This is a genomic window from Pseudomonas sp. GW822-FHT06B12, from assembly GCF_058799675.1.
The window spans coordinates 166,248-190,202 of the sequence record NZ_JBXALR010000011.1 but is presented as its reverse complement, the minus strand read 5'-3'; the positions used below and the strand labels follow the sequence as shown (position 1 = coordinate 190,202).

At 60.4% G+C, this 23,955-nt stretch carries 20 protein-coding genes; 14 read left to right on the top strand and 6 right to left on the bottom strand.

What is annotated here, in order from left to right; translation table 11 throughout:
* Window positions 1–47: 47 nt before the first annotated feature.
* The 4 genes from AC1RKH_RS22860 to AC1RKH_RS22845 all read right to left on the bottom strand — a co-directional run bounded on the left by AC1RKH_RS22860 (window position 48) and on the right by AC1RKH_RS22845 (window position 3,118).
* Window positions 48–806, bottom strand: coding sequence for an SDR family oxidoreductase (locus AC1RKH_RS22860; RefSeq protein WP_493064076.1), 759 nt, complete (start codon window positions 804–806; stop codon window positions 48–50).
* A 141-nt stretch (window positions 807–947) separates the two neighbouring features.
* On the bottom strand, window positions 948–1,883 hold the full coding sequence (locus AC1RKH_RS22855) for a LysR family transcriptional regulator (RefSeq protein ID WP_493064077.1): 936 nt from the start codon (window positions 1,881–1,883) through the stop codon (window positions 948–950).
* Between the two features lie 221 nt (window positions 1,884–2,104).
* On the bottom strand, window positions 2,105–2,488 hold the full coding sequence (locus AC1RKH_RS22850) for a VOC family protein (protein ID WP_493064078.1): 384 nt from the start codon (window positions 2,486–2,488) through the stop codon (window positions 2,105–2,107).
* A gap of 18 nt (window positions 2,489–2,506) precedes the next feature.
* On the bottom strand, window positions 2,507–3,118 hold the full coding sequence (locus tag AC1RKH_RS22845) for an NADPH-dependent FMN reductase (RefSeq protein WP_493064079.1): 612 nt from the start codon (window positions 3,116–3,118) through the stop codon (window positions 2,507–2,509).
* A gap of 142 nt (window positions 3,119–3,260) precedes the next feature.
* Between AC1RKH_RS22845 and AC1RKH_RS22840 the strand changes: the two genes are divergently transcribed.
* The gene (locus AC1RKH_RS22840; RefSeq protein ID WP_493064080.1) at window positions 3,261–4,154 is read left to right on the top strand and encodes a LysR family transcriptional regulator; all 894 of its coding nucleotides are present in this window, start codon (window positions 3,261–3,263) and stop codon (window positions 4,152–4,154) included.
* A gap of 109 nt (window positions 4,155–4,263) precedes the next feature.
* Here the strand turns inward: AC1RKH_RS22840 and AC1RKH_RS22835 are convergent, their stop codons facing one another.
* Window positions 4,264–6,003 carry a dipeptidase gene (locus tag AC1RKH_RS22835; RefSeq protein ID WP_493064081.1) on the bottom strand — a complete coding sequence of 580 codons (1,740 nt, stop codon included), beginning with the start codon at window positions 6,001–6,003 and terminating at the stop codon, window positions 4,264–4,266.
* Window positions 6,004–6,931: 928 nt separating this feature from the next.
* Between AC1RKH_RS22835 and AC1RKH_RS22830 the strand changes: the two genes are divergently transcribed.
* From AC1RKH_RS22830 to bcsC, 12 genes are all read left to right on the top strand, one after another.
* Complete coding sequence (locus AC1RKH_RS22830) at window positions 6,932–7,318, top strand: ectoine synthase (protein ID WP_493064082.1); 387 nt, start codon at window positions 6,932–6,934, stop codon at window positions 7,316–7,318.
* A 218-nt stretch (window positions 7,319–7,536) separates the two neighbouring features.
* Window positions 7,537–8,823, top strand: a complete 1,287-nt coding sequence (locus tag AC1RKH_RS22825) for an MFS transporter (protein WP_493064083.1) — start codon at window positions 7,537–7,539, stop codon at window positions 8,821–8,823.
* Window positions 8,820–9,068, top strand: a complete 249-nt coding sequence (locus AC1RKH_RS22820) for an AMP-binding protein (RefSeq protein ID WP_493064084.1) — start codon at window positions 8,820–8,822, stop codon at window positions 9,066–9,068. Before AC1RKH_RS22825 ends, AC1RKH_RS22820 begins: the two co-directional genes overlap by 4 nt.
* 407 nt (window positions 9,069–9,475) lie before the next feature.
* The gene (gene bcsE / locus AC1RKH_RS22815) at window positions 9,476–11,017 is read left to right on the top strand and encodes a cellulose biosynthesis protein BcsE (RefSeq protein WP_493064085.1); all 1,542 of its coding nucleotides are present in this window, start codon (window positions 9,476–9,478) and stop codon (window positions 11,015–11,017) included.
* Window positions 11,014–11,205 carry a cellulose biosynthesis protein BcsF gene (bcsF, locus tag AC1RKH_RS22810; protein ID WP_123426006.1) on the top strand — a complete coding sequence of 64 codons (192 nt, stop codon included), beginning with the start codon at window positions 11,014–11,016 and terminating at the stop codon, window positions 11,203–11,205. The genes bcsE and bcsF overlap by 4 nt, the downstream gene beginning before the upstream one ends.
* Window positions 11,192–12,820: a cellulose biosynthesis protein BcsG gene (bcsG, locus tag AC1RKH_RS22805; RefSeq protein WP_493064086.1), complete on the top strand. Its 1,629-nt coding sequence runs from the start codon at window positions 11,192–11,194 to the stop codon at window positions 12,818–12,820. Before bcsF ends, bcsG begins: the two co-directional genes overlap by 14 nt.
* Window positions 12,790–13,032, top strand: a complete 243-nt coding sequence (gene bcsR / locus AC1RKH_RS22800) for a cellulose biosynthesis protein BcsR (protein WP_123426008.1) — start codon at window positions 12,790–12,792, stop codon at window positions 13,030–13,032. The genes bcsG and bcsR overlap by 31 nt, the downstream gene beginning before the upstream one ends.
* Window positions 13,029–13,751 (top strand): cellulose biosynthesis protein BcsQ, encoded by a 723-nt coding sequence (gene bcsQ / locus AC1RKH_RS22795; RefSeq protein WP_493064087.1) that lies wholly within the window; start codon window positions 13,029–13,031, stop codon window positions 13,749–13,751. Before bcsR ends, bcsQ begins: the two co-directional genes overlap by 4 nt.
* Complete coding sequence (gene bcsA, locus AC1RKH_RS22790; RefSeq protein WP_493064088.1) at window positions 13,748–16,342, top strand: UDP-forming cellulose synthase catalytic subunit; 2,595 nt, start codon at window positions 13,748–13,750, stop codon at window positions 16,340–16,342. The genes bcsQ and bcsA overlap by 4 nt, the downstream gene beginning before the upstream one ends.
* A complete protein-coding gene (gene bcsB / locus AC1RKH_RS22785; RefSeq protein WP_493064089.1) occupies window positions 16,339–18,621 on the top strand; it encodes a cellulose biosynthesis cyclic di-GMP-binding regulatory protein BcsB in 2,283 nt (760 codons plus the stop codon). The genes bcsA and bcsB overlap by 4 nt, the downstream gene beginning before the upstream one ends.
* A 4-nt stretch (window positions 18,622–18,625) precedes the next feature.
* A complete protein-coding gene (gene bcsZ / locus AC1RKH_RS22780) occupies window positions 18,626–19,741 on the top strand; it encodes a cellulose synthase complex periplasmic endoglucanase BcsZ (protein ID WP_493064090.1) in 1,116 nt (371 codons plus the stop codon).
* Window positions 19,729–23,205, top strand: coding sequence for a cellulose synthase complex outer membrane protein BcsC (gene bcsC, locus AC1RKH_RS22775; RefSeq protein WP_493064091.1), 3,477 nt, complete (start codon window positions 19,729–19,731; stop codon window positions 23,203–23,205). Before bcsZ ends, bcsC begins: the two co-directional genes overlap by 13 nt.
* A gap of 93 nt (window positions 23,206–23,298) precedes the next feature.
* On the opposite strand, the gene AC1RKH_RS22770 is transcribed toward bcsC, so the two are convergent.
* Window positions 23,299–23,388 carry an ATP-binding cassette domain-containing protein gene (locus tag AC1RKH_RS22770; protein WP_493184051.1) on the bottom strand — a complete coding sequence of 30 codons (90 nt, stop codon included), beginning with the start codon at window positions 23,386–23,388 and terminating at the stop codon, window positions 23,299–23,301.
* A gap of 169 nt (window positions 23,389–23,557) precedes the next feature.
* Between AC1RKH_RS22770 and AC1RKH_RS22765 the strand changes: the two genes are divergently transcribed.
* Window positions 23,558–23,947: a YkvA family protein gene (locus tag AC1RKH_RS22765; RefSeq protein WP_493064092.1), complete on the top strand. Its 390-nt coding sequence runs from the start codon at window positions 23,558–23,560 to the stop codon at window positions 23,945–23,947.
* Window positions 23,948–23,955 lie beyond the last annotated feature (8 nt).

Genomic DNA, 23,955 nt, shown 5'->3' with positions numbered 1-23,955 from the left:
TGTTAGCCATGTGAGGGGCGGGCGACCGCCAGGGCCGCCCGGCGCGGTCAGCCCAAAGCCGGCCCGGTTGCGATCATGTCGTTGAACTGATTGACCCACGCATGTTCGTTCGGGCCGGGGTTGGCACGCATGGCCTCGGCTGGAGAGACGAGGATTTCGTCCACGCCGCTCTCGAACTGCGTCATCGCTTCAGTAATAAACTGGTCGAGTGGAATAGCGCGCTCTTCCTCGCTGCTATCGAGCAGCTCGGTGCGTACCCAGGGCGGTGCGATTTCGACCAGTTGAATGCCATGTCCCCGCAGCAGGTAGCGCTGTGACAGCGTGTAGGAATGGAGTGCTGCCTTGGTCGCCGAATAGACCGCCGTCACTGCCATCGGCACGAAGCCGAGAACCGAGGAGACGTTGACGATCACCGCATCAGGCCGTGCCTTCAGATGCTCGACCAGCGCCGAGGTCATGCGGATCGGGCCGAGCAGGTTGGTGGTGACAGTCGACAGTGCGAGCGCATCGTCCACCGGCCCGTCTGCGTGATCCAGCATCATGATGCCGGCATTATTGATCAGCACATTCACGTCCGGATAATTGGCGATGAGCGTCTGCGCTGCCGCCTGGATGCTGCCCGGATCAGTAATGTCGAGCTCAATTGCGGCCATGCCGGGGTTGGCGTCGAGCGTCTCTTGCAGACGCTCTTTGCGCCGGCCAGAGATGATCACCTTATTGCCGAGCGTGTGGAAGGCTTCGGCCAGGCCGCGGCCAATGCCGGAGCCGCCGCCGGTGATGAAGATAGTATTGCCGGTCATACGCATGACACTTCTCCTTGATTGATGAAGTAAGGGGCGTCCAGCGCGCCGCTCGGCTGAAAAGGTCGACCGATGCGTCGTGCAGGATGACGGCACTAAATTGGCAGGTGCGGCGGGATCAGAGTAGCCACTCTGGCTCGCTATCTTCTATGTATGGGATGCATAGGTATTGCCGCGATGTGTTCCGAGCACGTCGCAGCCCTCGCCAAGAAGGCTGGATACAAGATGCTCGATCAAGGCACGACCGGCACTCCGGGTACGCGAGCCATGGGGGAAGTAGGCATGAACAGGTACGGATTCGGTTTCCCAATCGGTGAGCAGTGTGACGAGTTCACCACTTTCAAGCTCACGCCGGCACGCCCAGGCCGTTGTCGATGTGATCCCCAATCCAGCGGCTGCGGCTGCGACAGCTCCCTCATTTTCGTCGGTCGAGAAGTGAGCCTCGAGCTGAATTGTCCTGGTCTCTCCATTGCGTGTGAACATCCAGCCGCTCGGGACAGTCGAGGCTGGACCTGCAATGATTCGATGTGATTGCAGGTCCTCCGGCGTAGTCGGCTCTCCAGCGGCGCGCAAGTAGGAGGGGGAGGCGAGAATGAGCCTGGAGATTGTCATGATCTGACGGCTTGTTGCACTGGAATCCAATAGCCGCCCCAGCCTTATCGCAACATCGATATTTTCGCGGACCAGATCTTGCCAGTGATCAGCGAGCAGGACCTGGATATGCAGGTTGGGATGTATTGCCGCGAACGGAGCTATACGCGGAATGATTTCCCTGACGCCGATGCTCGTTGGCATGCTGATCCGGACGACGCCACGCAGCTCTCCACCTGCGCGAACGCTCTGCTCAGCTTCTTCCACCGCCGCAAGGATCGGCTCCATGCGCGACAGAAAATCCGCCCCCGCCTCAGTGGGTACAACTGCGCGTGTCGATCTCGCCAAAAGCAGGGTACCGAGATCGGCTTCGAGTTCGGCAACAACCCTGGAGACCTGGGATTGAGAAAGACCCATTTCGCGTGCCGCGGCCGAAAAACTGCCCAGTCGCGCCACCCTTGTGAACAGCCTGTAGGTGAAAAGGTCCTTCATACTAGGCACCTCTTTGGAAGCGAAACAGGTGTCCATGGGCAGATGGGAGCAGCTATGCCCAGTTGCCGGTGGTGCAGAGTATCAGGCAGCTTCGGTGTAGAAAGGATAGTCCGGGTAACCCACCTCCGCGCCACCGGAAGCCGTCCAAGTCTCATCCATCCCGACGAGCCTGACCTGCTGCGGGCTAGCCCGGTTTCTGCGCGCGTAAGAGTGTTGCCCCTTTACCCGCCGCTCCCATAAGGTCGAGTAATGACCTCAAGGAGATGACCGTCGGGGTCCTCGAAATACACCCCGCGGCCACCGTCGTTCCGGTTGATTTCTCCAGTCCGGTGCTTGCCAGGGTCTGCCCAATACTGCAGCCCTCGATCACGGATACGGGTGAAGATTTGATCGAAGTCGTCTTCGCCTATCAAGAAGGCATAATGCTGGGAGGAAATCTTGCCATCGCGCTCGTAGAAATCGAGTGAAACGTTGTTGTTGAGTTGAACGACCAGCATTGGTCCGAATCGGGTGGCGGATTGCAGGCCCAGAACTTCCGTGAGGAATGTTGCTGATGTCTGCTTGTTGCGGCACCAGACGATAGTATGATTTAGCTGCACGCTCACGTTGCGCCTCCTTTTAGCCTAATGTTCCCTCGCGCTCTTGAGCGCCTTGGTCCACCAAGCGATATCGTCGAGCAACTCGTTGGCAGCCCGCGCCAGGTGCGGAAAATCATCGAAGCTCTTGCCCTGTTGCCAAATGCCCAGGAACTCCACCATGCCGATGTGAACGGCATGGCGCACTGGCGCCATCTGCAACTCGATGCTGGTCAACCGAAGCTGCTCGACCGCGCGTGCCGCGCCGACTCCGCCGTAGCCGACGAAGCCGATCGGCTTGCGGATGAATTCCTTGTACGCATAGTCGAGCGCGTTTTTCAGCACCGCACTTGGTCCATGGTTGTACTCGGGCGTGACCACGATCAGGCCATCCAGCGTCGCGAGCTTGTCGGCCCAGCGCTGCGCGGCCTCGTTCTTCACCGGCCCCCAGGCCGGCGACATCGGTTCGTTGAAGAAGGGCAGCGGGTGATCGCGCAAGTCGATCAGTTCGAAGGCGAGGTCGGCGCGTTGCCTGGCGATCTCGTGGATCCAGTGCGCGGGCTTTTCGCCGAAGCGGCCTTCGCGTGTCGAGCCGATGACGATGCCGATCCGAGGTGGTTGCTGTGGGGTCATGGTGATTTCGGAGGAAGAATTGGTCATGGCAAATCGATCTCCTTGCAAAGCCCGCTGTGCGGAGTTGGGAGCCCGCGGCTCGATACCTGAACACTAGGGCTGGGCCGATTGATTGACTAGCCGCTACAATTGGATTGCACTCGTCCACCCACACCAGGAATGGCCGGCCATGCTCGACCTCAATGACATCGCCATGTTTGTACAGGTGGTGCGCAGCGGCAGCTTTGCAGAGGCGGCGCGGCGGCTGGGCTTGCCGCCCAATACCGTGAGTCGCCGCGTCCAGCAGCTCGAAGCGCATCTCGGCACGCGGCTGCTGCAACGTTCCACCCGCAAGCTCACGCTCACCAGTGCTGGCCAAGGCTTTCATGAGCGTTGCGCGGGAGCGGTCGACGGCCTGCTCGAAGCGGGGCAGGCGTTGACGACGGGCAGCAACGAGCCCAGTGGCCTGGTGCGCGTGGCGGCGCCGGCTGACTTCTTCGACCTCTTCCCGATGGAGTGGGTGGCCGAGTTTCTGGCCGCGTATCCGCGCGTGCGACTCGACTTCGTGCTCAGCGATGCGAAGGCCGACTTGATCGCAGAGCAGATCGATATCGCCTTTCGCGGCGGACCTTTGCGCGATTCAGGCTATGTCGGCCGTCAAATCTTCGCCCCCCGCAGCGACGGGATGGTGGCAAGCCCCGCTTACATCGCCGCGCGCGGCTCACCCCGCACGCTGCAGGACCTGGTGAGCCACGACTGTGTGATCCCCGCGCATCCCAGCGGCCACGCCACATGGCGTTTGGCAGGTCCGAATGGCGAGGAAGAAGTGCAAGTCGCCGGGCGCTTCAGCGGCAATACCGCGCAGGCACTGCGCAAGGCCACCGTGGCCGGACTCGGCATCGCTCTGCTACCACCCGCAATGGCCAAGCTCGACATTCAGGCCGGTGTGCTCGTCCCGGTGCTGCCTCAATACCAGCGCACCGGCTACAGCATGAGCGTGCTGTATCCAAGCCGCCGGCACCTGCCGCTCGCAGTATCGGCATTCATCGGGTTGGTGATCCAGAAGATGAATGCGGAAGTCTGATGGCTGCTTCGCCGACTAGCTGTCTCCTGGTGATAGCTGTTCGACTTCATGACGGAAGCAAGACGATCAAAGAGATGGACCCGCCAGAATAGCGGGTCCGAAAGGCGGATCAGAGCTTCGGCAACTGCCCGACGCGCCCCAGCATCTCGGTCACGATCTGCAGGTCCAGCAGGAACTGGTCGACGGTCTTGAACTCGTTGTCGGTGTGGCCGGTGTACTTGACCTCGGGTCTGGCCAGGCCGAATTGCACGCCATTGGGCAGTTCATGGACCGAGGTGGCGCCGGCAGAAGTGCCGAACGTGTGTTCCATGCCAAGGTTTTCACTGGCCACGGCCAGCAGGGCCTTGACCCATTCACCCTCAGGGTTGCGGTGCATCGGCTCGGCGATCGAGTAGTTGAAGGCCACCGCAATGTGGGTCTTCTTGCTCCAGGCGCCAAGCTTTTCGGCGATTTCGGTTTTGAGCGCTTCTGGGGACTTGCCGACCGGCACGCGCAGGTTGACCGCGAGCTTGAAGGCTTTCTCATCCATCCCGACATAGGTCAGCGAAGTAGTGAGCGGTCCCATAAAGGCATCGGAAAAGCCCACCCCTAATTTGCCACCCAGGTAGTTCAGCCCCCAGTTGTCGGCGGCGTAGCGAGCGGCGTCGGTAATGTGGTTGTGCTTGAGCGCGACCTTACCGTCGAGGCTATTGATGAAGTCCAGCATCCTTGCCACCGGGTTGACGCCTGACTCGGGCTCGGAGGAGTGGGCGGAAACACCGGTGACCGTCAGCTTGACGTCCTTGCCGACGACCTTGGCGGTCACGTCGAAGTTACCGCCATTGCGCTTGGCATAATCAGCACCGGCCTTCTGCAGGCTGGCGGCCAATTCGGCGGGCTTGTCACCCACAATGGTGGCGACCGAAGTCGATGGAATCTGGTTGGTGGCCAGGCCGCCGGTCATTGAGGAGATTTCCGCGCCGCTGCCTTCAGCCTTACGGCGGGCAAAGCTCGCCATGACGGTGCCGTAGCCTTTTTCGGCAATCACCACCGGGTAGCCGCCATCCAGCGCCAGGTTGTAGTTGGGTGTCGGGTTGTGTTCGAAGTAATAGGGGATGGCGTCGCCGGTGGTTTCCTCGGTGGTGTCTACCAGCAGTTTGAAATTCCTGGCCAGCGGCAGCTTCTCTTCCTTGACGATCTTCATGGCGTAGAGCGCCACCACGATGCCGTTCTTGTCATCCTCGGTGCCCCTGCCGTACATGCGGTCGCCGACCAGGGTGACCTTGAACGGATCGAGTCGGGTGCCGTCCTTCAGGACCCAGTTCTCCGGAGTTACGGGCACCACATCGGCATGAGCGTGAATGCCCACGACTTCATCGCCACCACCTTCGAGGGAAATTTCATAGACGCGGTTGTCGATGTTGCGAAAGTTCAGGTTGAAGGCCTGGGCAAGGCTCTTGAGCTTGTCGGCGATCTTGATGAATTCGGGATTCTCGTGCTGCGCAACGCCGTCCACGCGAAAGGTCGGGATTGCCACCAGCTCGCGCAGGGTCTCGGTGGCCGCGCTGCCGTACTTCACCCGCGCATAGATGCCAAGCAGGCGATGAATCTCGTTCTGCTGTTCAGGGGAAAGGGGCTGGTTGCCCTGGAAAGCACTGATTGCCGGGCCGAGGTCAGCGGTTTTGGCAAGGTCGCTCTTGGCCAGACTTCCCAGGAACTGCCTGAAATCCGTGACCGGTGCGTCACTGAAAGTCTTGAGGATGGTCGCGCTCTGTAGCGGTGTGATGTTGGCGTGCGCTGACGTGGTGAACGACGAAAGGCTGGCCAGCATCAAGGTTGTCGCGGCCAGGTGCTTGAGTGAGAAGTCCATTGCTGGGGGCATTCCTTTGCAAGTAGTTTGTGAGAAATTTCTGATCGATGAGACAGAAACTTTTCCAAGCTAACACCACAAGAGCGCGGTAGGGGAGTCCCTGAAGTGGGATCTGTCGCACAGAAATGCAAAAGCGACGCAGAAACGAAAAAGCCCCGGGAAGGTTTCCTGGGCTTTCAGAGTCGTCGGCCACTCATCTCAGAGCTTCTCTGGTCGCGCAGAGGGTTCGCGCGATGAGGGTGCGCAGTGACGAGGCTGCGTTGTGGTCCTTGATGGCAGCCAAGGCTTTAGCTTTTTCAAAGGGGTAGATGCTGGGTCGTGTCGTCAGGTACTGGGTATCTGCGCCGGTTTCAGAGTCTGAATCTGAAGGAGTGCCCGAAAATATAAAGAGCCGGATGCGTATATCAGCTTTTTATCGCTTTTTGATAGAGAGCATAGTAGTTGTTATATCTCTTTTTGGAGTTTTGTAACTGGAATGTCACGAGCAGTGCTCGAATATTTCACCCGTCTTAGTGTGAGCTGCATAAGAAAAACTCATTGACACCCTAAAAGTTGCACACGTACTATTCGGGCGTAGTTAACTTCGACTACAGGGAAAGCAATAGGGTCAAGGAATGACTATTTACCATCATGGCACACGTGCAGTGTGTACATCCTACGTTCCTCGACAACACATCCTGCTTTTTGTATGGGCGTATTCTGATTATCTTGTTACTTGATTGCTTTGTACCTCGAGTCAGATATTGAGTTTATTCGGTTTCGCGAAAGACAGCGCTACCTAAAAACCAAGTGCACTTCAAGTGGTCGACTGGACACTTGTTATGTATGGGCTCGCCCTTACGTTGTTGGTGTGGCGCCTTTCGGCGCAGCCGCTCAGGCTGCCTCGGATCTTTGATGCAGTAGTCTATATATTCATAAGGAGCTGAATATGTTTGTCCGTAGTATCTCCGACGTTGAAAAAACCGATTTTTTTGTCGAGTGGGGAGCTGGCACCAGTCACCGTCTGCTCACTGAGATGGATGGCATCGGCTTTACTATCTGCCATACAGTGGTGCGAGCTGGCACGGAGTCCTTTCTTCATTATCGCAATCATCTTGAGGCCTGCTATTGCATTGCCGGTGAAGGAGAGATTGAGGAGATGGATGGCACGGTTCATCCGATTCGCCCAGGAGATATGTATGTATTGGACAAGCATGATCGTCACTATCTGCGGGGTGGTAAGTTTACAGACCTCATCCTGGTCAGTGTTTTCAATCCCCCACTTTCGGGCACCGAACGTCATTCGATAAACAATCAGAGTGCCTCCTCTTATTGAGTAACGAACTTCCAGTCCTGTGCATTCGCAACCTTGAATAACTCACCTGGCACTTCCCCGGTGATGTGTTTGGGTTATTGCACGCTGGTAAAGGTTTTTTCGAACCAATGACGAAGTTACCAACGCTGGGGTACGCCCGACTTCGACGTTTGACGCGCCGAGAAGGGTGGGCCTACAGGTCCGTTGGGTGACGGGTCTTCATGTGCGGAATTGATTATATGAAGTTGTTTAGACCGTTGCTTCAGCGGCCCGTGGCGTTGCTGTGGGGAGGGCTGGCGCTATCCTCGATTGGCGACGAACTCTTCGCGATCGCCGTCGCCTGGATGGCGGTGCAGATCGCCGGCACCGATGCGAGTTGGCTGAGTGCGTTGCGCGGCGGGGCCGCGCTGGCGGGGGCGTTGCTGGGAGGGATCTGGGCCGAGCGCTGGGACCATCGACGTACGATGATCGGTGCCGACCTGACGCGGGCCGGGCTCGCCCTGATTCCGATGCTGGCCTGGGCACTGGGCATCATGAGCCTGTGGATGCTGGCGGTGCCAGTCATGCTCATGATGATCGTCAACTCTTTGTTCGAACCGGCCTTGCGCGCCAGCCTGCCACGCATTGTCGCGGCGCCGGACCAGTTGCAGGCCGTCAACGCGCTGTTCGACGCGATCATCCGGGTGGCCCGGGTGATCGGGCCGATGCTGGCCGCGGCAATTACGCTGCTGATTCCGCTTGAACATCTGTTTACCCTCAATAGCCTGACTTTCCTGATCTCGGCCTGGGCGGTGATGAAGCTTAGCAAGGCATTGCCTCGTCAACCGGTCAAGGTGACGAGCCGGCGTGCCGCCTTCACCGCCGGTTGGCGCAGCCTGGTCGGTCGCCGGCAGATGCAGGCGGTGTATGTGTGCGCCGGGTTGGGCAACGTCGCCTGGAGCTTGGGCATTTCCATCGGCATGGCGCTGGCCGTGGTCAAGTACGACATCCAGGGCTTCGGTGTACAGGGCTTTGCCGCCTACGGGCTGATCATGGGCGCCTATGGCTGCGGCAACCTGATCTCTATTTTTGTCGTCGGTAACCTGCATATCCGCCGCCTGTATGGTGGCTTTACCTTTGGCTCCGTGGTCAACGGCCTGGGCATTGCGACCATTGGTGCGGCGGTGATGTACCTGCCAGCGGAGTACGTCCTGGCCGGGATGATGTTCGGCGCCGGCCTGGCCGCGCTCGGCGGGCCGCTGATCGACATCTCGTTCATTCTGCTGATTCAAACCACGTTCAGGCAAAGCGAGATCGCTGGCTTGGCAAGGTTGCGCTTTGCCGCGCTGGGCGCCTCCATTCTCATTGCCGGGGCCTGCGGCGCGGCACTTTATGCCCGGTTCGAAACCGGCATGGTCATCGTCGGTAGCGGGATTTTTGAAGTCATCGTCGGTGCGATTGTATTGCTCGTTCCCAAGGACAATGAAGCCGTCTACACGAACACGGGTGAAGAGCCCCTGGTGGATGGCAACGAGGTAGCCCGATGAAACCTTTTCATGAGTATGTGAAGGACCACGCCGAGCGTACGCCGGAGAAGATCGCGCTGGACGTCGCTGGGCAGCAGTTCACCTACGCTGAGCTGGACGAGCTGGCCGCTGCAGTGGCTCAGCAGTTGCTGGCAACGGGGATGACGACGGGGGATCGGGTCGCACTGCATGCGCCTACTTCCCTCGAAACCATTGCCTGCGCGCTCGGGGTGATGTACGGCATTGCCACCAAAAACTCATCCTAAAACACGGCTGAGTATCTGCTCTTTCCCGCCAATAAAATGGCGAAATTTAAAATGTAACCGTTTGTCTGCAATACATGAGCTCATGGGTTACGACTTATTGACACTGGCAGTCCGACATCATCACAATTGCGCGCCATTACCGAGGTTAAGAGAGTCTGGGAATGGTGAGCGGCGGAGAGTGTGATGTCTCGTCATCTTCCAGCCACTCCATAGTGCTTTGAAAGCTCGCTCCCTGAGCATCACAGGGGGTTGCTTGGCAGTGCGACATCCTATTTATACTGACCTAAGTCCGACACTGAGCTTTGCTCGGAGCGTTTGTTCTGGTTGTCAGAAAAATGACTCCCTTGCAACGCTGTGCCGGAGATGGTGCTGATCGCGCATCCGGTTCAAAGGGAAGGGAACTACATTTGAGTCAGGTCACCTTAGGTATCCGTCATCTGCGAGATGAGCAGATATTGTTGCGCGACGGCGGGCTTTATTGGGTGGCAGTGGATCAGGCGAGCGATTCTGCCGCGCTGGCAGTCCAGTGCCTGGCAGCGATGCCGGCCAATGCGCGAGGGATGTTGGTATGCTGCGGGCATTTAAGTCAGGACCTGGTCCAGAAGCTGGCGGCAGATACCGGTCCTGGTGAGCTGAAGTTGTTTGACATCAAAAAAGACGACATCGGCCTGACCCTCAAATCGCTGGTCGGCGAGCTGACCCGTGCAGCTCCGGTTGCCGGCACTATCATTGTGCTGATGCTGCCGGACAGCGCATGGCAGAGCGACGTCGCGCCAGAGCTGCGGCATTTCTGTCTGTCCCTGCGGCAATGGCTGGGCGCACGCCAATGCTCCCTGTTGGTGATCAGCCATGGCCAGACGCCTCAGTTGCATGAGCGTTTGTTGCGGCTCAACGATACGATCTCCGGGCTCGCTCAGCTCTATCGCCGTGATGGTGGTATTCGCTATCAATTGCATTACTGGCACAGCGAACGGGGCGTGTGCAGCGGGCAGGAGTTCGAGCTCGAGTTGCAGGTGGACGGTTTTGCGCTATCGGTCAATGAACAGGCCAATGTGCAACTGACCCATACCGATGACCAGCGGATCTACCTGACCCAGCGTTCTGTGCTTGAAGGCTCGCCGCCGTTGTCGGATCAGTGGAGGCTGTTCGAGAGCCGCGAGGATTTGCTCCAGCAAGCCAGCCATGCTCGTGCAGCCAGCATCATCGTGGCCATCGACAGCAACCTGCAGGTCGAAGAGTTGGCCCGTCAGATTCACGCCCTGCGCGAGCGCTGCGGCATCGCGCTGAAGATCATCGTACGCGAGATGGAGCCCTGTCTGCGTTATCGGGACGAGCGTCTGCTGGTGTCCTGCGGCGCCAACATCACCGTGCCCTATGGGACTACGCTGGCACACTTCTTCAGCATCATCGACAGTGCCCAGGGCCAGACCTGGCGCCGGAGCCGCACCACCGACTTCCAATCGCTATTCGAACGCCTGCGGCCGCCCGCCGAGCGCGGCCTGTTAGCGCCCCGGGAATTCATCAGCATGGTGGAGCGCGTCTACGGCGGCGCCTCTGGCGAAATCAGCCATCAACTGCTCAAACTGATACCGCGCGGTGGCCTGGAAATCGAGCAGTACTTGAATCAAATCGGCTTGCGTCGTTTCGGTGACGTCGCCTGCGTGGTCAACGGTGCCTTTTATCTGTTCCTGTTTGCCTGTCGTGCGGACGGGCTGGAACCCGCATTGGGGAATATCTGCCGGCTGGCCTGGCGCGATCTGTTCAGCGACTTCGAGATTCTCCAAGGCGTTGAAGCGTTGCCGCGCGAGGACTTTCTCGCGGTAGCCTCGCTACCGCCCACGTTCTTTCTGGCAGAAGAGCGCACGGCCGGTAGCTCCGCCGAAGCCGCTGGGCGTGGCGCCTATTCGCCTCAACGCACCACGCTACCCATTACGGATCACTGTTCATGAGTTATTCCGAGCTGATCCAGGTGATCGGCCTCAGCAGCCTGCTGACCCTGGCACTGATCGTCGTACTGATCAGGTTTGGTCGGCATTTTCTGGCGTTCGTGCGGGGCCTCTTGCCCCCGCGTTACCTTAAGTCTCGTGGCGTGCGTCGTCGCGCCCCTGCCCAGAGCGAACCCCATGAGCCGGTATGAAGTCATTAAGCCGGCGTCAGTGCGCGTCTGGCCGGGCCTGGGTCCCTGGAATCTGTATTTCATCCTCAAGTTCGTACTGCTGTGGGCTGGCTACCTGAACCTGCAGGTATTGCCCAACCTGGTGTTCGCTGCGGCATTGCTGGTGCCGTTGCCGCATCGTTATTTGCGCATCCTGCGCACGGTCATTGCGATCCCCGTGGGCGTTGCGCTGTTTTACCAGGACACCTGGCTGCCCCCCTTCAGCCGCCTACTGGCCGAGCCTGGTGTGCTGGATTTCAGCGGCGCGTACGTGGTCGAGCTGGCGGGTCGTTTCATCGACTGGAATCTGTGCGCGCTGCTGGCTGTGCTGGTGGTGGTCTATGCCTTCGTCCGCCACTGGCTGCGCCTGACCACCTTGAGCGTGCTGGGTTTGGCCTGGCTGGGCAGCGCCAATGTGCTGGCCTTGCACACCAGCAGCGAGCCGGTCGCGGCGCCGGCCAGTGGCGCCTCCATGGCCGCGGTGAGCACGGCCGCTCCGGACAGCGCGACACTGGAAGCCTACCTGCAGAAGTTCTATAGCACCGAGGCCGGGCGTCAGGTGGAGTTCAAGCTTGCGACTTCTGCCGTGCAGCCTTTTGATCTGTTGCTGATCAATATCTGTTCCATGGCCTGGGATGACCTGGAAGACGTGGGCCTGCGCGATAACACGCTGTTCCAGCAGATGGACGTGATTTTCGACAGCTTCAACTCGGCCACTTCCTACAGCGGCCCGGCAGCCATCCGCCTGTTGCGCGCCAGTTGTGGGCAGGTTCCGCACAGCCAGCTCTACGGCACCGCCCCGGAGCAGTGCATGTTGATGGACGATTTGAGCAAGCTGGGCTTTTCCAACGAAGTGATGCTCAACCACACCGGGCAGTTCGAAGGCTTCCTTGACGAAGTCCGCGCCCAGGGTTCGTTGCCGGCCCCGTCCGTCAGTACCAGCAAATTGCCGCGTGCACTGGTGGGCTTCGACGGTTCGCCGATCCTGCGCGATGCCCAGGTATTGGACACCTGGTGGAAGCACCGCGAAGCAGAAAAGAGCGATCGCGTGGCGCTGTTCTACAACACCACCACGCTGCATGACGGCAACCGGGCGTTGACCGCCGATGGCGGCACCAAGAGCAGTGATTACAAACCGCGTGCCCAGGGGCTGATCGACGACCTCAATGGTTTCATTAAACAGCTGGAGCTCAGTGGCCGTCGGGTGGTGGTGGTGATTGTGCCGGAGCATGGCGCGGCGCTGCATGGCGACCGCATGCAGATAGCCGGCATGCGCGAGATACCGAGCCAGTCCATCACCCACGTGCCGGTCGGCATCAAGCTGGTGGGCATGGGGCGCAACCCCAATGCCGCGCCACGGCACATCACCGAGCCGAGCAGTTTCCTGGCCCTGTCGGAAATCATCAGTCGCCTGTACAGCGCCCAACCCCAGGCGGATGGCCAGGGTCCCAGCTGGTCGGCCCTGCTGAGCAACTTGCCGCAGACGGCGGCAGTCTCCGAAAACGCAGGCACTGTGGTCGTTGACTACGCCGGAAAACCTTACATACGGATCAAGGAGAAAGCAGGATGGCTGCCTTACCCACAGCGCTTCAAGTGAAGGCCAGGGTGCAGTCGCGTGCGGACCGTGCCGATGACATCGCCCGCCTGAAACTGGAGCTTGAGCTGCCCGAACTGGACTACGTGGACATCTCTGCGCAGATCGAATTGCAAAAAGCCCTGCATCGCTGGCCGCTGCTGGCGGAGATGGAGCGCCTGCAACCGACGGTCCTGCCGATGGTGCATGAATCCGATCTGGAGAAGCTGTCGTGACCGCGCTTAGTCTGCGTGGTCTGCGCGGCGGCGTCGGTACCAGTTCGCTGCTGGCGGCCACGGGTCATGCATTGCATAGTCTTGGCGAGCGCGTGCTGCTGATCGACATGTGCCCGGAGAACCTGCTTCGCCTGCACTTCGGCGTCAGCGTCAGCGAATCCGGTGGCTGGGCGCGCGCCATGATCGACGGTGTGGGCTGGAACACCCAGGCCTGGACCGTGGAGCCGGGATTGAACGTGTTGCCTTATGGCCGCCTGAAACTGGAAGAGCAGGATCAAATCGAGCAACACCTGCTCAACGAGCCGAAGCTGTGGCGCCGCCGACAGGCCAGCCTTGCCGAACACTTTGACTGGATCCTGTTCGATGTGCCCTTGCGATTGCCCGGTCATGCTCGTGTCGGACCCTGTGCGTTGCGTCTGCGGATTGTCGAGGCGGATGCCGCCTGCCATGTGCTGTTGCAGCAGGAAGAAGCCCCCAGCGAGCATCTGCTGATCAACCGCTTCGACCCGGTCAGCCAATTGCAGCGCGACCTGCTACTGATCTGGCGCAAACAATATGGTGCTCGCCTGTTGCCACTCAGCGTGCATCAGGATGAAGCCATGCGCGAAGCCTTGGCGTTCAAGAAACCGGTGGGCGCTTATGCCGAAGCCAGCCTGGCCGCCCAGGACGTGTTGAGCCTGGCCATCTGGTGCCTGACCCGACGCCCGGAGGCGGCATGATCGCCCGCGTTTTCCCTTATGCTCACCTGCGTCGGCGCTATGACTGTGCGCCGCCAGTTGCGCTGCTGCTGGCGACAATGAGCGCCCTGGCGTGGCTGCTGTTGCGCCTGGAGTCACCGAGCTGGCGCGCTGTGCTCGATCAGCCCAAGCGCTGGTATCCGCAACTGACCAACAAGGCACCGAGCCTGGGCGACCCGCTGCGCTATGCGGTGCAAAGCCTCTGGCTGCTGCTGGTTCGCCCGGCCGGGCCGCAGGAGTGGAGGTTTGTGACCCCGGCCTGGCTCAAGGCCGTCGGGGCGCTGTACCTGCGGCTGTGGGCCCGGATCGGCAAGGCGCTGGAAGAATTGCCCGTGCGCGCCGAGGCCAGCCAGCAGATTCGCCAGAGCAGCCATTGGTGGAAGGGGCTGGACCGTCGCAACCAACGATTGGTCAACCTGGCTGTCGGTGTCGTCGTTTTCATTTTTACATTGTTGTGCATCACCGAGCCCTTCGGCTACGTCGCCCAACTGGTGTTCGTTTTGCTGCTGTGGGGGCTGGCCATGCTGGTGCGGCGGGTTCCGGGACGCTTTCCGACGTTGCTGATGGTGGTGTTGTCGACCATCGTCTCGTGCCGTTACCTGTGGTGGCGCTACACCTCGACCCTGAACTGGAACCAACCCCTGGACCTGGCTTGCGGGATGATCCTGCTGGTGGCCGAAACGTATTCCTGGGTGGTGCTGATCCTGGGGTACATCCAGACTTGCTGGCCCTTGGGACGCAAACCGGCGCCGCTGCCGCGCGACACGCGCCTGTGGCCCAGCGTCGACCTGTTGATCCCGACCTACAACGAAGACCTGTCAATCGTACGGGGTACCGTGTACGCGGCCATGGGCATCGATTGGCCAGCCGACAAGCTGAACATCTACATTCTCGACGACGGCAGACGCGAGAGTTTTCGCCAGTTCGCCGCTGAAGTCGGAGTGGGCTACATCACTCGCAGCGACAATCGTCACGCCAAGGCCGGTAACCTCAACCACGCGCTGAAGCAGCTGAACAGCGAACTGGTCGCCATTTTCGACTGTGACCACATACCTGTGCGCTCATTTCTGCAGATGACCACCGGGGGCTTTTTGCGTGACCCGAAACTGGCGCTGGTGCAGACTCCGCACCATTTTCTGTCACCGGACCCCTTTGAGCGCAACCTCAATGTGTTCCGCGAGCACCCCAACGAAGGCGAGCTGTTCTACGGGTTGATTCAGGACGGCAACGACATGTGGAACGCGGCGTTTTTCTGCGGCTCATGCGCGGTGCTGCGGCGCACCGCGCTGGACGCGATCGGCGGCTTTGCCGTCGAGACCGTTACCGAAGACGCCCACACGGCGCTACGCCTGCACCGTAACGGTTGGAACTCGGCCTATATCAAGGTGCCGCAAGCGGCCGGCCTGGCAACCGAGAGCCTGTCAGCGCACATCGGCCAGCGCATTCGCTGGGCCCGTGGCATGGCGCAGATATTCCGTACCGACAACCCCTTGCTGGGAAAAGGCCTGACCCTCTTCCAGCGCATCTGCTACGCCAACGCGATGATGCACTTTTTGGCCGGCCTGCCGCGCCTGGTGTTTCTGCTGGCGCCACTGGCGTTTTTGTTCCTGCATGCCTACATCATCTACGCCCCGGCGCTGATGATCCTGCTGTACGTGCTGCCGCACATGATCCATGCAAGCCTCACCAACTCGCGGATGCAGGGCGCCTATCGTCGGACGTTCTGGGGCGAGGTGTACGAGACCGTGCTGGCCTGGTACATCGCGCGTCCCACCACCGTGGCACTGTTCAACCCCAGAAAGGGCAAGTTCAACGTCACCGCCAAGGGCGGCCTGATGGAGAACAACCAGTTTGACTGGAAAATCGCCCAGCCGTACTTGCTACTGTCGTTGCTGAACATTGCCGGCCTGGGTTTTGCCATTTGGCGTCTGATCTGCGGACCCAACGACGAGATCGTTACCGTTGTGGTGAGCATTCTCTGGGTGGTCTACAACCTGCTGATCATCGGGGGCGCCATGGCGGTCGCCGCTGAAGCTCGCCAGGTTCGCCAGACCCATCGTGTAAACGTCAAGTTACCCGCTGCAGTGCGCCTTGAAAGTGGTCACTCATACCCAGGCATGTTGCAGGACTATTCCGACGGTGGCGCAGGCATCCAGCTCGACACCTCGCTGTCGCTAGCGGTGGGCGGGAGCATCTCCCTGATGATGCAGCGCGGCACTCGTGAATTCCTGTTCCCGGGCTACATCTGCCGCAGCCACAAGAACTTCATCGGCATCAGCTTCACCGGCCTCAATGCACAACAGAAAATCGACTTTGTGCAGTGCACGTTCGCCCGCGCCGACGCCTGGCTCAACTGGGGCGAGAATTTCACCGCGGATCGCCCGCTGCACAGCCTTTTAGACATCGTCAAACTGGGCGGCACCGGTTACTACCGCCTCTACGAATACCTGCCTGCCTGGATCCGCCGCATCGCCGGCCCGCCTTTGCGAATGTTGCGCTGGCTGGCCAGTTTCCTGCCACGCATGCCGGCAGTTGCCCCAACTCCCAATTCTCGATCAGTGAGCGCACCATGAGCCGCTACTTCAGCAAATCCATTGTTGCCGGTCTGGTGCTCCTGGCCGCCGGTTGCGCCCAGGCCGCCACCGCACTTGCGCCTGTCGCGCCGGCCGCGGTCAGCAACGTACCGAGCTGGAGCACTGCGTACACCTTCGAACAGCTGGGCCGTCCCGCCGACAGCCTGTTGCTGGGCATCCACAATAGCGACCAGATCGAATTCAGTCTGCGCCGCGATCGCATCGCCAGCGACGCGAAACTGCAGCTGGAGTACACGCCGTCGCCTTCGCTGCTGCCACAGATCTCGCATTTACGCGTGTATCTCAACGACGTGCTGATGAGCGTTGTGCCGATCGAGAAGGACCAATTGGGCAAGAGGGTCAACCAATCGGTAGCCCTGGACCCGCGTCTGATTTCGGACTTCAACCGCGTACGCCTGGAGTTCGTCGGCCACTACAGCGATGTCTGCGAAGATCCGGCCAACAGCACGCTATGGATGAACGTGGGGCGCAGCAGCCAGATCCAGTTGCAGGAGCAGGCACTGACGCTCAAGAACGACCTGGCCTATTTCCCGATGCCTTTCTTCGACATCCGAGGTCAGGACAAGCCGGTCCTCAATTTGGTCTTCGCCGATGCGCCGACCCTGGGCGAGCAGCGTGCAGCCGGTATCCTGGCGTCCTATTTCGGCAGCCAGGCCGCTTGGCGTGGTGCGCAGTTCCCCGTTCTGTTCAACCAGCTTCCGTCCGCTGATGAACACCATCGCACCAAGTCGGCCATTGTTTTCGCCACCAACGATCATCGCCCATCCTTCCTGGCTGACACAAACAGGTTCCCGGTGGTGGATGCGCCCGTTGTACAGATGATCGACAACCCGCAGGATCCCTACAGCAAGGTATTGCTGGTGTTGGGGCGCAACGACGAAGACCTGGCGGTGGCTGCCCGCGCCCTGGCCTTGGGCGCAGGCGCGTTTCGTGGCTCGAACGTGACCGTCAACAAGGTCGAGCAGCTCAAGCCTCGAGTGCCTTATGACGCGCCGAACTGGATGCGCACGGACCGCTCGGTACGCTTCGCCGAGTTGATCAAGTACCCCGAGCAGCTTCAGGCCAATGGTCTGCAGCCACGGCCGATCACGGTGGACGTGAACCTGCCGCCTGACCTGTTCGTCTGGCGTAACCAAGGGATTCCGCTGCAAACCAAGTTCCGTTATACGCCACCGTCGGTCAACGACGAGTCGCGCTTGACCATCAGCCTGAACAACCAGTTCATCACCAGCCTGCCGCTGCTAAGCAAGACCGACAGTCGTCTGGAGGAGTTGCGCCTGGCAGTGTTGTCCAACGAGTCGGCTAACCTCAGCGACAAGCTGCTGGTGCCAGCGCTGAAGATTGGCGACCGTAACACCCTGCGTTTTGACTTCAACTTCGCCAGTACCTATAGCAGTGCCCAGCGCGACCGTTGCCAGACATCGCTGCCGGTGAATAACCAGGCCGTGATCGATGAAGAGTCGACCATTGACCTGTCCGGCTACTATCACTACATCGCCATGCCCGACCTGCGCGCCTTTGCCCGAGGCGGTTTTCCATACAGCCGGATGGCTGACCTGTCGGAAACCCTGGTGATGGTCCCAGCCCACAGCCGACCTGTGCAACTGAGCACTCTGTTCGAGACCATTGCTGGAATCTCTGCGCGTTCAGGCCTGCCAGCGTTTGGCCTGCGGCTGTCGGACAATTGGGACGACGCGAAGGCAGATGTCGATCTGCTGGTATTCGGCGCCATGGCGCCGGGCGTGGGCGATGGTGCCGATGCCAATCTGGTGCTGGACAAGACGCGTGCCTGGCTACTCAAACCGTCCAATGAGCAGAACGGAAAGTCGGCCCGCGTCGGCCAGTTCAGCGATGAACGCGACCTGGGTGCCAACCGTGTCGACGTCAGCGCCCAGGCACCGATCGCCGCCATCGTCGGCTTGCAGTCGCCGTATCACCCACAGCGCAGCATTGTGGCCTTGCTGGCGAGCGATGACGCCGATTACCAACTGCTGCGCGACACTTTGGGTGACACTGGAAAATTAGACGCCGTGACCGGTTCCGTGGCGCTGATCCGCAGCAGTGGCGTAGACAGCAGTTGGGTGGGGCAGCAGTACTTCGTCGGCCATCTTCCGTGGTGGCTGTTGCTTTGGTACCAATTGTCCGAGCACCCGATCCTGTTGGCGGCCATGGCCACCATCAGTGTGCTGCTGACGGCCTTCCTGCTGTGGCGTGCACTACGCTGGGCGGCCCGTCGTCGCCTGGCTGGTCAGGAGTAGTCGGGTGAAAGCCTTCCTTGCGCGGGCTTTGGCCGTGATCATCGTCGCGCCTGGCTTTGCCGGTGCCGCGGAATGCGCCTGGCCGGCCTGGCAGAATTATCGCCAGGCCATGCTCAGCGCGGACGGAAGGGTCATTGACCACTCCTCGGAGCAGTTGATCTCCACGTCTGAAGGACAGAGCTACGGGCTGTTTTTCGCCCTGCTGGGCAATGACCGTAAAAGCTTCGCCAAGGTGCTGCGCTGGACCCAGGACAACCTGGCTGGCGGAGACCTTAACCGGCAACTTCCGGCGTGGCAGTGGGGCCGCGACAAAGTTGGCCGCTGGCAGGTACTTGATAGCAACAATGCCACCGACGCCGATTTGTGGATCGCCTATAGCCTGCTGGAAGCCGGGCGTCTGTGGCATCAACCGACTTACCTGGCATTGGGCCGTAACCTGCTTTGGCGCAGTGCTGCGCAAAGCCTGCGCACGCTACCGGGTCTGGGTCTGATGCTGTTGCCCGGCAACGTCGGGTTCGACAATGCCGAGGGTTGGCGTCTGAATGCCAGCTATCTGCCGCCGCAATTGCTGGCACGCTTCGCCCAGGAAGCACCGATCTGGGCGGAACTGGCCAGTAACACCGAGCGTCTGCTGATCGAAAGTTCGCCCAAGGGCCTGGCATCCGACTGGCAACTCTGGAAAGCCGCTCAGGGTTGGGCCGTAGACAGTCAGAAGGGCGGTGTTGGAAGCTATGACGCCATTCGCGTCTACCTCTGGCTGGGCATGCTGGCCAAGGATGCTCCCGGGCGCGCCGGGTTGATCGAGCACTTCAAACCCATGCTGGACCTGACTGCGCGGCTGGGTCATGTGCCGGAAAAAGTCGACATCACCACCGGCCTCGACAATGGCACCGCCCCGGTCGGCTTCAGTGCCGCATTGCTGCCGTTGCTGGCCGCCAGCCCGGACAATGCGGGCGCCCTCAAGGCTGAGCGCCAACGCCTGCAACAACAGCCGCCCTTGGCGGATGCCTATTACAACCAGTCGCTGACGCTGTTCGGGCAGGGCTGGGACCAACAACGTTATCGCTTCGATAAAAACGGGAACCTCGTGCCAAACTGGACTGCCGCATGCACAAAATGACCGGTTTTGGGCTGCTGTTGAGCAGCGTTTATGGGGTCGCCCTGGGTCAGCCTCTCAGTCCTCCCGACCAGCAGCAATGGCTGCTGGAGCAAGTCCGCATTGGTGAGGCTCTGTACCGCGAAGACCTGGTGCATGACTCGTTGGCTCGTCTGGAGCTGATCGCCCCGGACAATCCGCTGGTGAAAGTCGTTGAAGTCCGCCAGGCACTGCTGCAAAAGAACCAGCCGGAAGCCGAACGCCTGGTCGCCCAACTGCGCCAGCAGGCGCCAGGCACTGCGGCCCTGCGTCAGGCCGAGAGCTTGCTGAAAATGCACGGCACCGATGGTCAGAGGGCCCTGCAGGAGGCGCGCCTGCTGGCCGTCGCCGGCCGTTCCGAAGACGCGGTCAAAGCCTATCGGCAATTGTTCGGCGATGACATGCCGGACTTTGCCACGGCTTTGGAGTATCTGAACGTGCGTAGCGGCATCAAGGCCGAGCGCCCGGTCGTGATAGAGCAGTTGCGTGAGTTGGACCGGCAGTATCCCGGCAATGCCTCGCTGCGCCAGACCTTGGTCGGCCTGTTGTTTGCCGAAAAACGTGATCCCGAGGCGCTGGACGTCCTGCATCAATTGGCTGGCGATCCGAACGCCAGCAACAATGCTGCCGAACGCGAATACAATTATTGGCTCAAGCAACCGGTAGGGCCCGAAACCGCGCAGGGCTGGCGGACCTTTCTGAAGTTCTATCCCTACGCCAGCCTGCACGCGGACGCGACCCGACAGTTGCAAGGGCAGGAGCAATACCTGGCTGATCCGGCCTGGCAAGCCGGAGTCAAAGGCAAGGCATTGCTCGAAGCCGGCGACAACGTCGGCGCTGAAGCCAGTTTGCGTCGGGCGATCAAGGGTTATCCGCAAGACTCCAGCCTGCTCGGTTCGCTGGGTATTTCGCTGATGCGCCAGAACAAGAACGAAGCGGCCTACAACACGTTCGTCCAGGCCTCGGCCATCGAGCAGGACACCTACTGGATGACCAAGTGGCAGGATCTCAAGGCTGCCAACTACCAGTGGATGCTGTTGCAAAAGGGTGATGAAGCCCTTGAGCGAAAGGATTATCCTGCCGCGAAAAAATGGTACCGGCAGGCGGACAAAGCCAGGCCGAACGATCCTGCGTCGCTGATCGGCCTGTCCTATGTTGCCCGTGGCGAATCCGATGACATCACCGCAGAAGCCCTGTTGGTGCGGGCGCGCAAGCTCGATCCGAGCAACGCAAGCGTGGTGCGTGCGATGGTCCGCCTGTATCAGTCGCAATCAGCGGAAAAGGCCGAACACTACCTCGACAGCCTGACGCCCAAGGAGCAGCAGGAGTTCCAAAGTGTGCGTCGGGGGCTGACGCTGGATCGCCTCAACGCGCAGGCCGATGACGCCACCCGACGCAGCGATTGGGCGCAGGTGACGGTCGCCTTGAGCAAGGCTCGAGTACTGGACCCGGACAATCCCTGGCTGGTGTACCGCTTGGCCAATGCCCAGCGCGAACTGGGCCTCAATGCCGAGGCCGATCAAAGCTTCCACTGGCTGTTACAACGTCAGGGCCAGAACACCGAGGCGCGCTATGCCCATGGGCTGTTTCTGGCCAATGCTGAACGTGACGGCGATGCCATGGGCAGTCTGCAACAGATCCCCCGTGCCGCCTGGAGCGACAACATGAACGAGCTGTGGGCACGTCTGCAGCGTCGCCAGTTGCTCGCGAAGGCCCGGACACTTCGCGACGGCGGCCATGAGGCTCAGGCCGAAGCGCTGCTGATGCGCGCGCCGACCACTGACGACTACCTGACCCTGGCCGACTGGGCCCAGCAGCGTGGCGACCTGGCGCAGGCCGAAAGCCGCTACCGCAAGGTGCTGGCCAGCGCGCCGAAAAATACCGAGGCCCAACTGGGCCTGAGCGAAGTGCTGATCGCCCGCGGTCAGCCGAACGCCGCCAAGGCCAGCCTTATGGCAGTGACGGCGCCAGTGCCGGCCGATGCGTCGTTCCAGCGCCGCTTGGCCAATGCCTGGGCGTCGCTGGGCGACAAGACGCGTGCGAACGCGCTGTTCGCGCAGTTGCTCAAGACCCCGCAAAGTGATCCGCTGGTCTATCGGGATGCGGCACGTCTGCTGTCTCGAGAAGAACCGCAGCGGGCTCTGGATGACTATGCGCGCAGCATGGCCGCGGCAAAGATGATCGAGCCGCAACAGGCCGAACCGCGTGACAACCGTGCCATGACCTTGGCCAGCCGTGCCAAGGACAGTGATGGCTGGTTGCAGCGCAGCATCCGCAGCGACGTCGACGAGCTGTACCAAAAGCAGAACCCGACGGTGAACCTGTACCATGACCTCGCCTGGCGTACCGACAACAGCTCATCGGGAGTCTCGGACCTGACCACCCAAACCACCATCCTGCGCATCGACGCGCCGGTGGCGCAAGGACAGGGTTTCGTTCAGGCCGAAGACATCAATCTGGATGTCAGCAGTTTTTCCAGCACCGACCAGTTCGGCTTGTGCGCGGTGGTGAAGGATGGCTGTGCCACCGCTTCGCAGAGCGTGCGTGGTACCCTGCTGGGCATGGGCTGGCACGATGATCGCTGGGCCTTCGACCTTGGCCATACGCCACAAGAATTCACGGTGTCGAACTGGGTGGGCGGTGTCACCTACAGCGGTGACTGGAGCAGCGTGGGCTATCGCCTCACGGCATCTCGGCGGCCCCTGACCAACTCACTGGTGTCGTATGCCGGTGCGGTCGACCCGGTCACCGGAACCAAGTGGGGCGGCGTTACGGCCAACGGTTTCACCCTGGGCCTGAGCCATGACGAAGGCGGCGCTGATGGCGTGTGGGCAAGCCTGAGCAGTCATTGGTTAATAGGCCAGAACGTTGAGAACAATCAGCGGCGCACAGCCATGGGCGGCTATTACTATCGCCTGGTGGAACGCGCCGACGAACGTCTGCGCACTGGCCTGACCCTGATGTACATGGGCTACGACAAGGACTTAAGCGAACTCACTCTCGGCGAGGGCGGATACTACAGCCCACAGCAGTACTACTCGGTCAGCGTGCCGGTGAACTATGCCTGGCGTAACGCTGACTGGTCGGCCTTGCTCGAAAGCTCGGTGGGCTGGTCGTTCGCGAAAATCGACGGTTCCGACCTCTACCCCAAAGACAACCGCGACGGCGAACTGCAAAACCTGCTGGCGCAATCGGGTCGGGACCTGGCGGACAGCCCGTCGCTGACCAAGAGTGGCAGTAGCAGCAACGGCATCAACTTCCGTGTTCAGGGCCTCGTGGAGCGTCGCCTATCCGACAACCTGGTACTGGGGACCGGTATCACCTGGCAACACAGCGAAGGCTACGCCCCGAGCCGCGCCTTGCTTTACTTGCGCTACACGTTTGACCCTTGGCAAGGCAACCTGCCGCTACCGGTGCAACCGATCTCGCCTTATGCGGATATGCGCTAGGTGGAAAAATAACGCTGAAGATTGATTTTTCGCTCTGCGACTTCGTCCAGGCCGGAGGTGGTTTCCCAGTTCGACGCTGCTCTGGTGCCGTGGCTACAATCGCGCCAGTGAGCGAAGCAGGGTGGTCTTGCCCATGCCGCGAGGGCCGCGCAGCAGCAGTCGTTCGCCGGGTGCCAAAGTCAGGGTCAGCTGTTTGAACAGCGGTAAACCGTGCTCGTTCAGCGGTGAAAAGTCATGCAGCCGCAGGCCGGCAGTACGACGGGTAACGGGGGCGACCGGGGCGAAACGGGTTCTTGACAGTGCTTGGCGCAGACTGAGTCATCGAATTCACTACCCTAAACAAGAGCACTGAATGAAAGGCATCCTCGAACACCTGCGTCGCTGGGCCAAAAATCTCAAGCGTCAAACCATGGTTCTCTGGTTTTGTTATCAGCATCCACAAACTCCCTGGCTGCCCAAGTGGATTTCAGTTTTTGTGGTGGCTTACGCACTGAGTCCAATCGATCTCATTCCAGACTTCATTCCCATAGTGGGCTATGTGGATGACGTAATCATTCTGCCTCTTGGCATTCTGCTCGCTATCCGATTGATGCCACCGCTTGTGCTTGAAGAGTGTCAGCTAAAGGCTAGCGAGTGGGAGGAAACGCACGTGAAGCGCCCAGTGAGTAAAGTGGCGGCGGTGCTCGTCGTTCTGATTTGGCTGGCAGCCCTGGCGGGAGTTTGGTTAGCCTACAAACATTAATAAGTAGC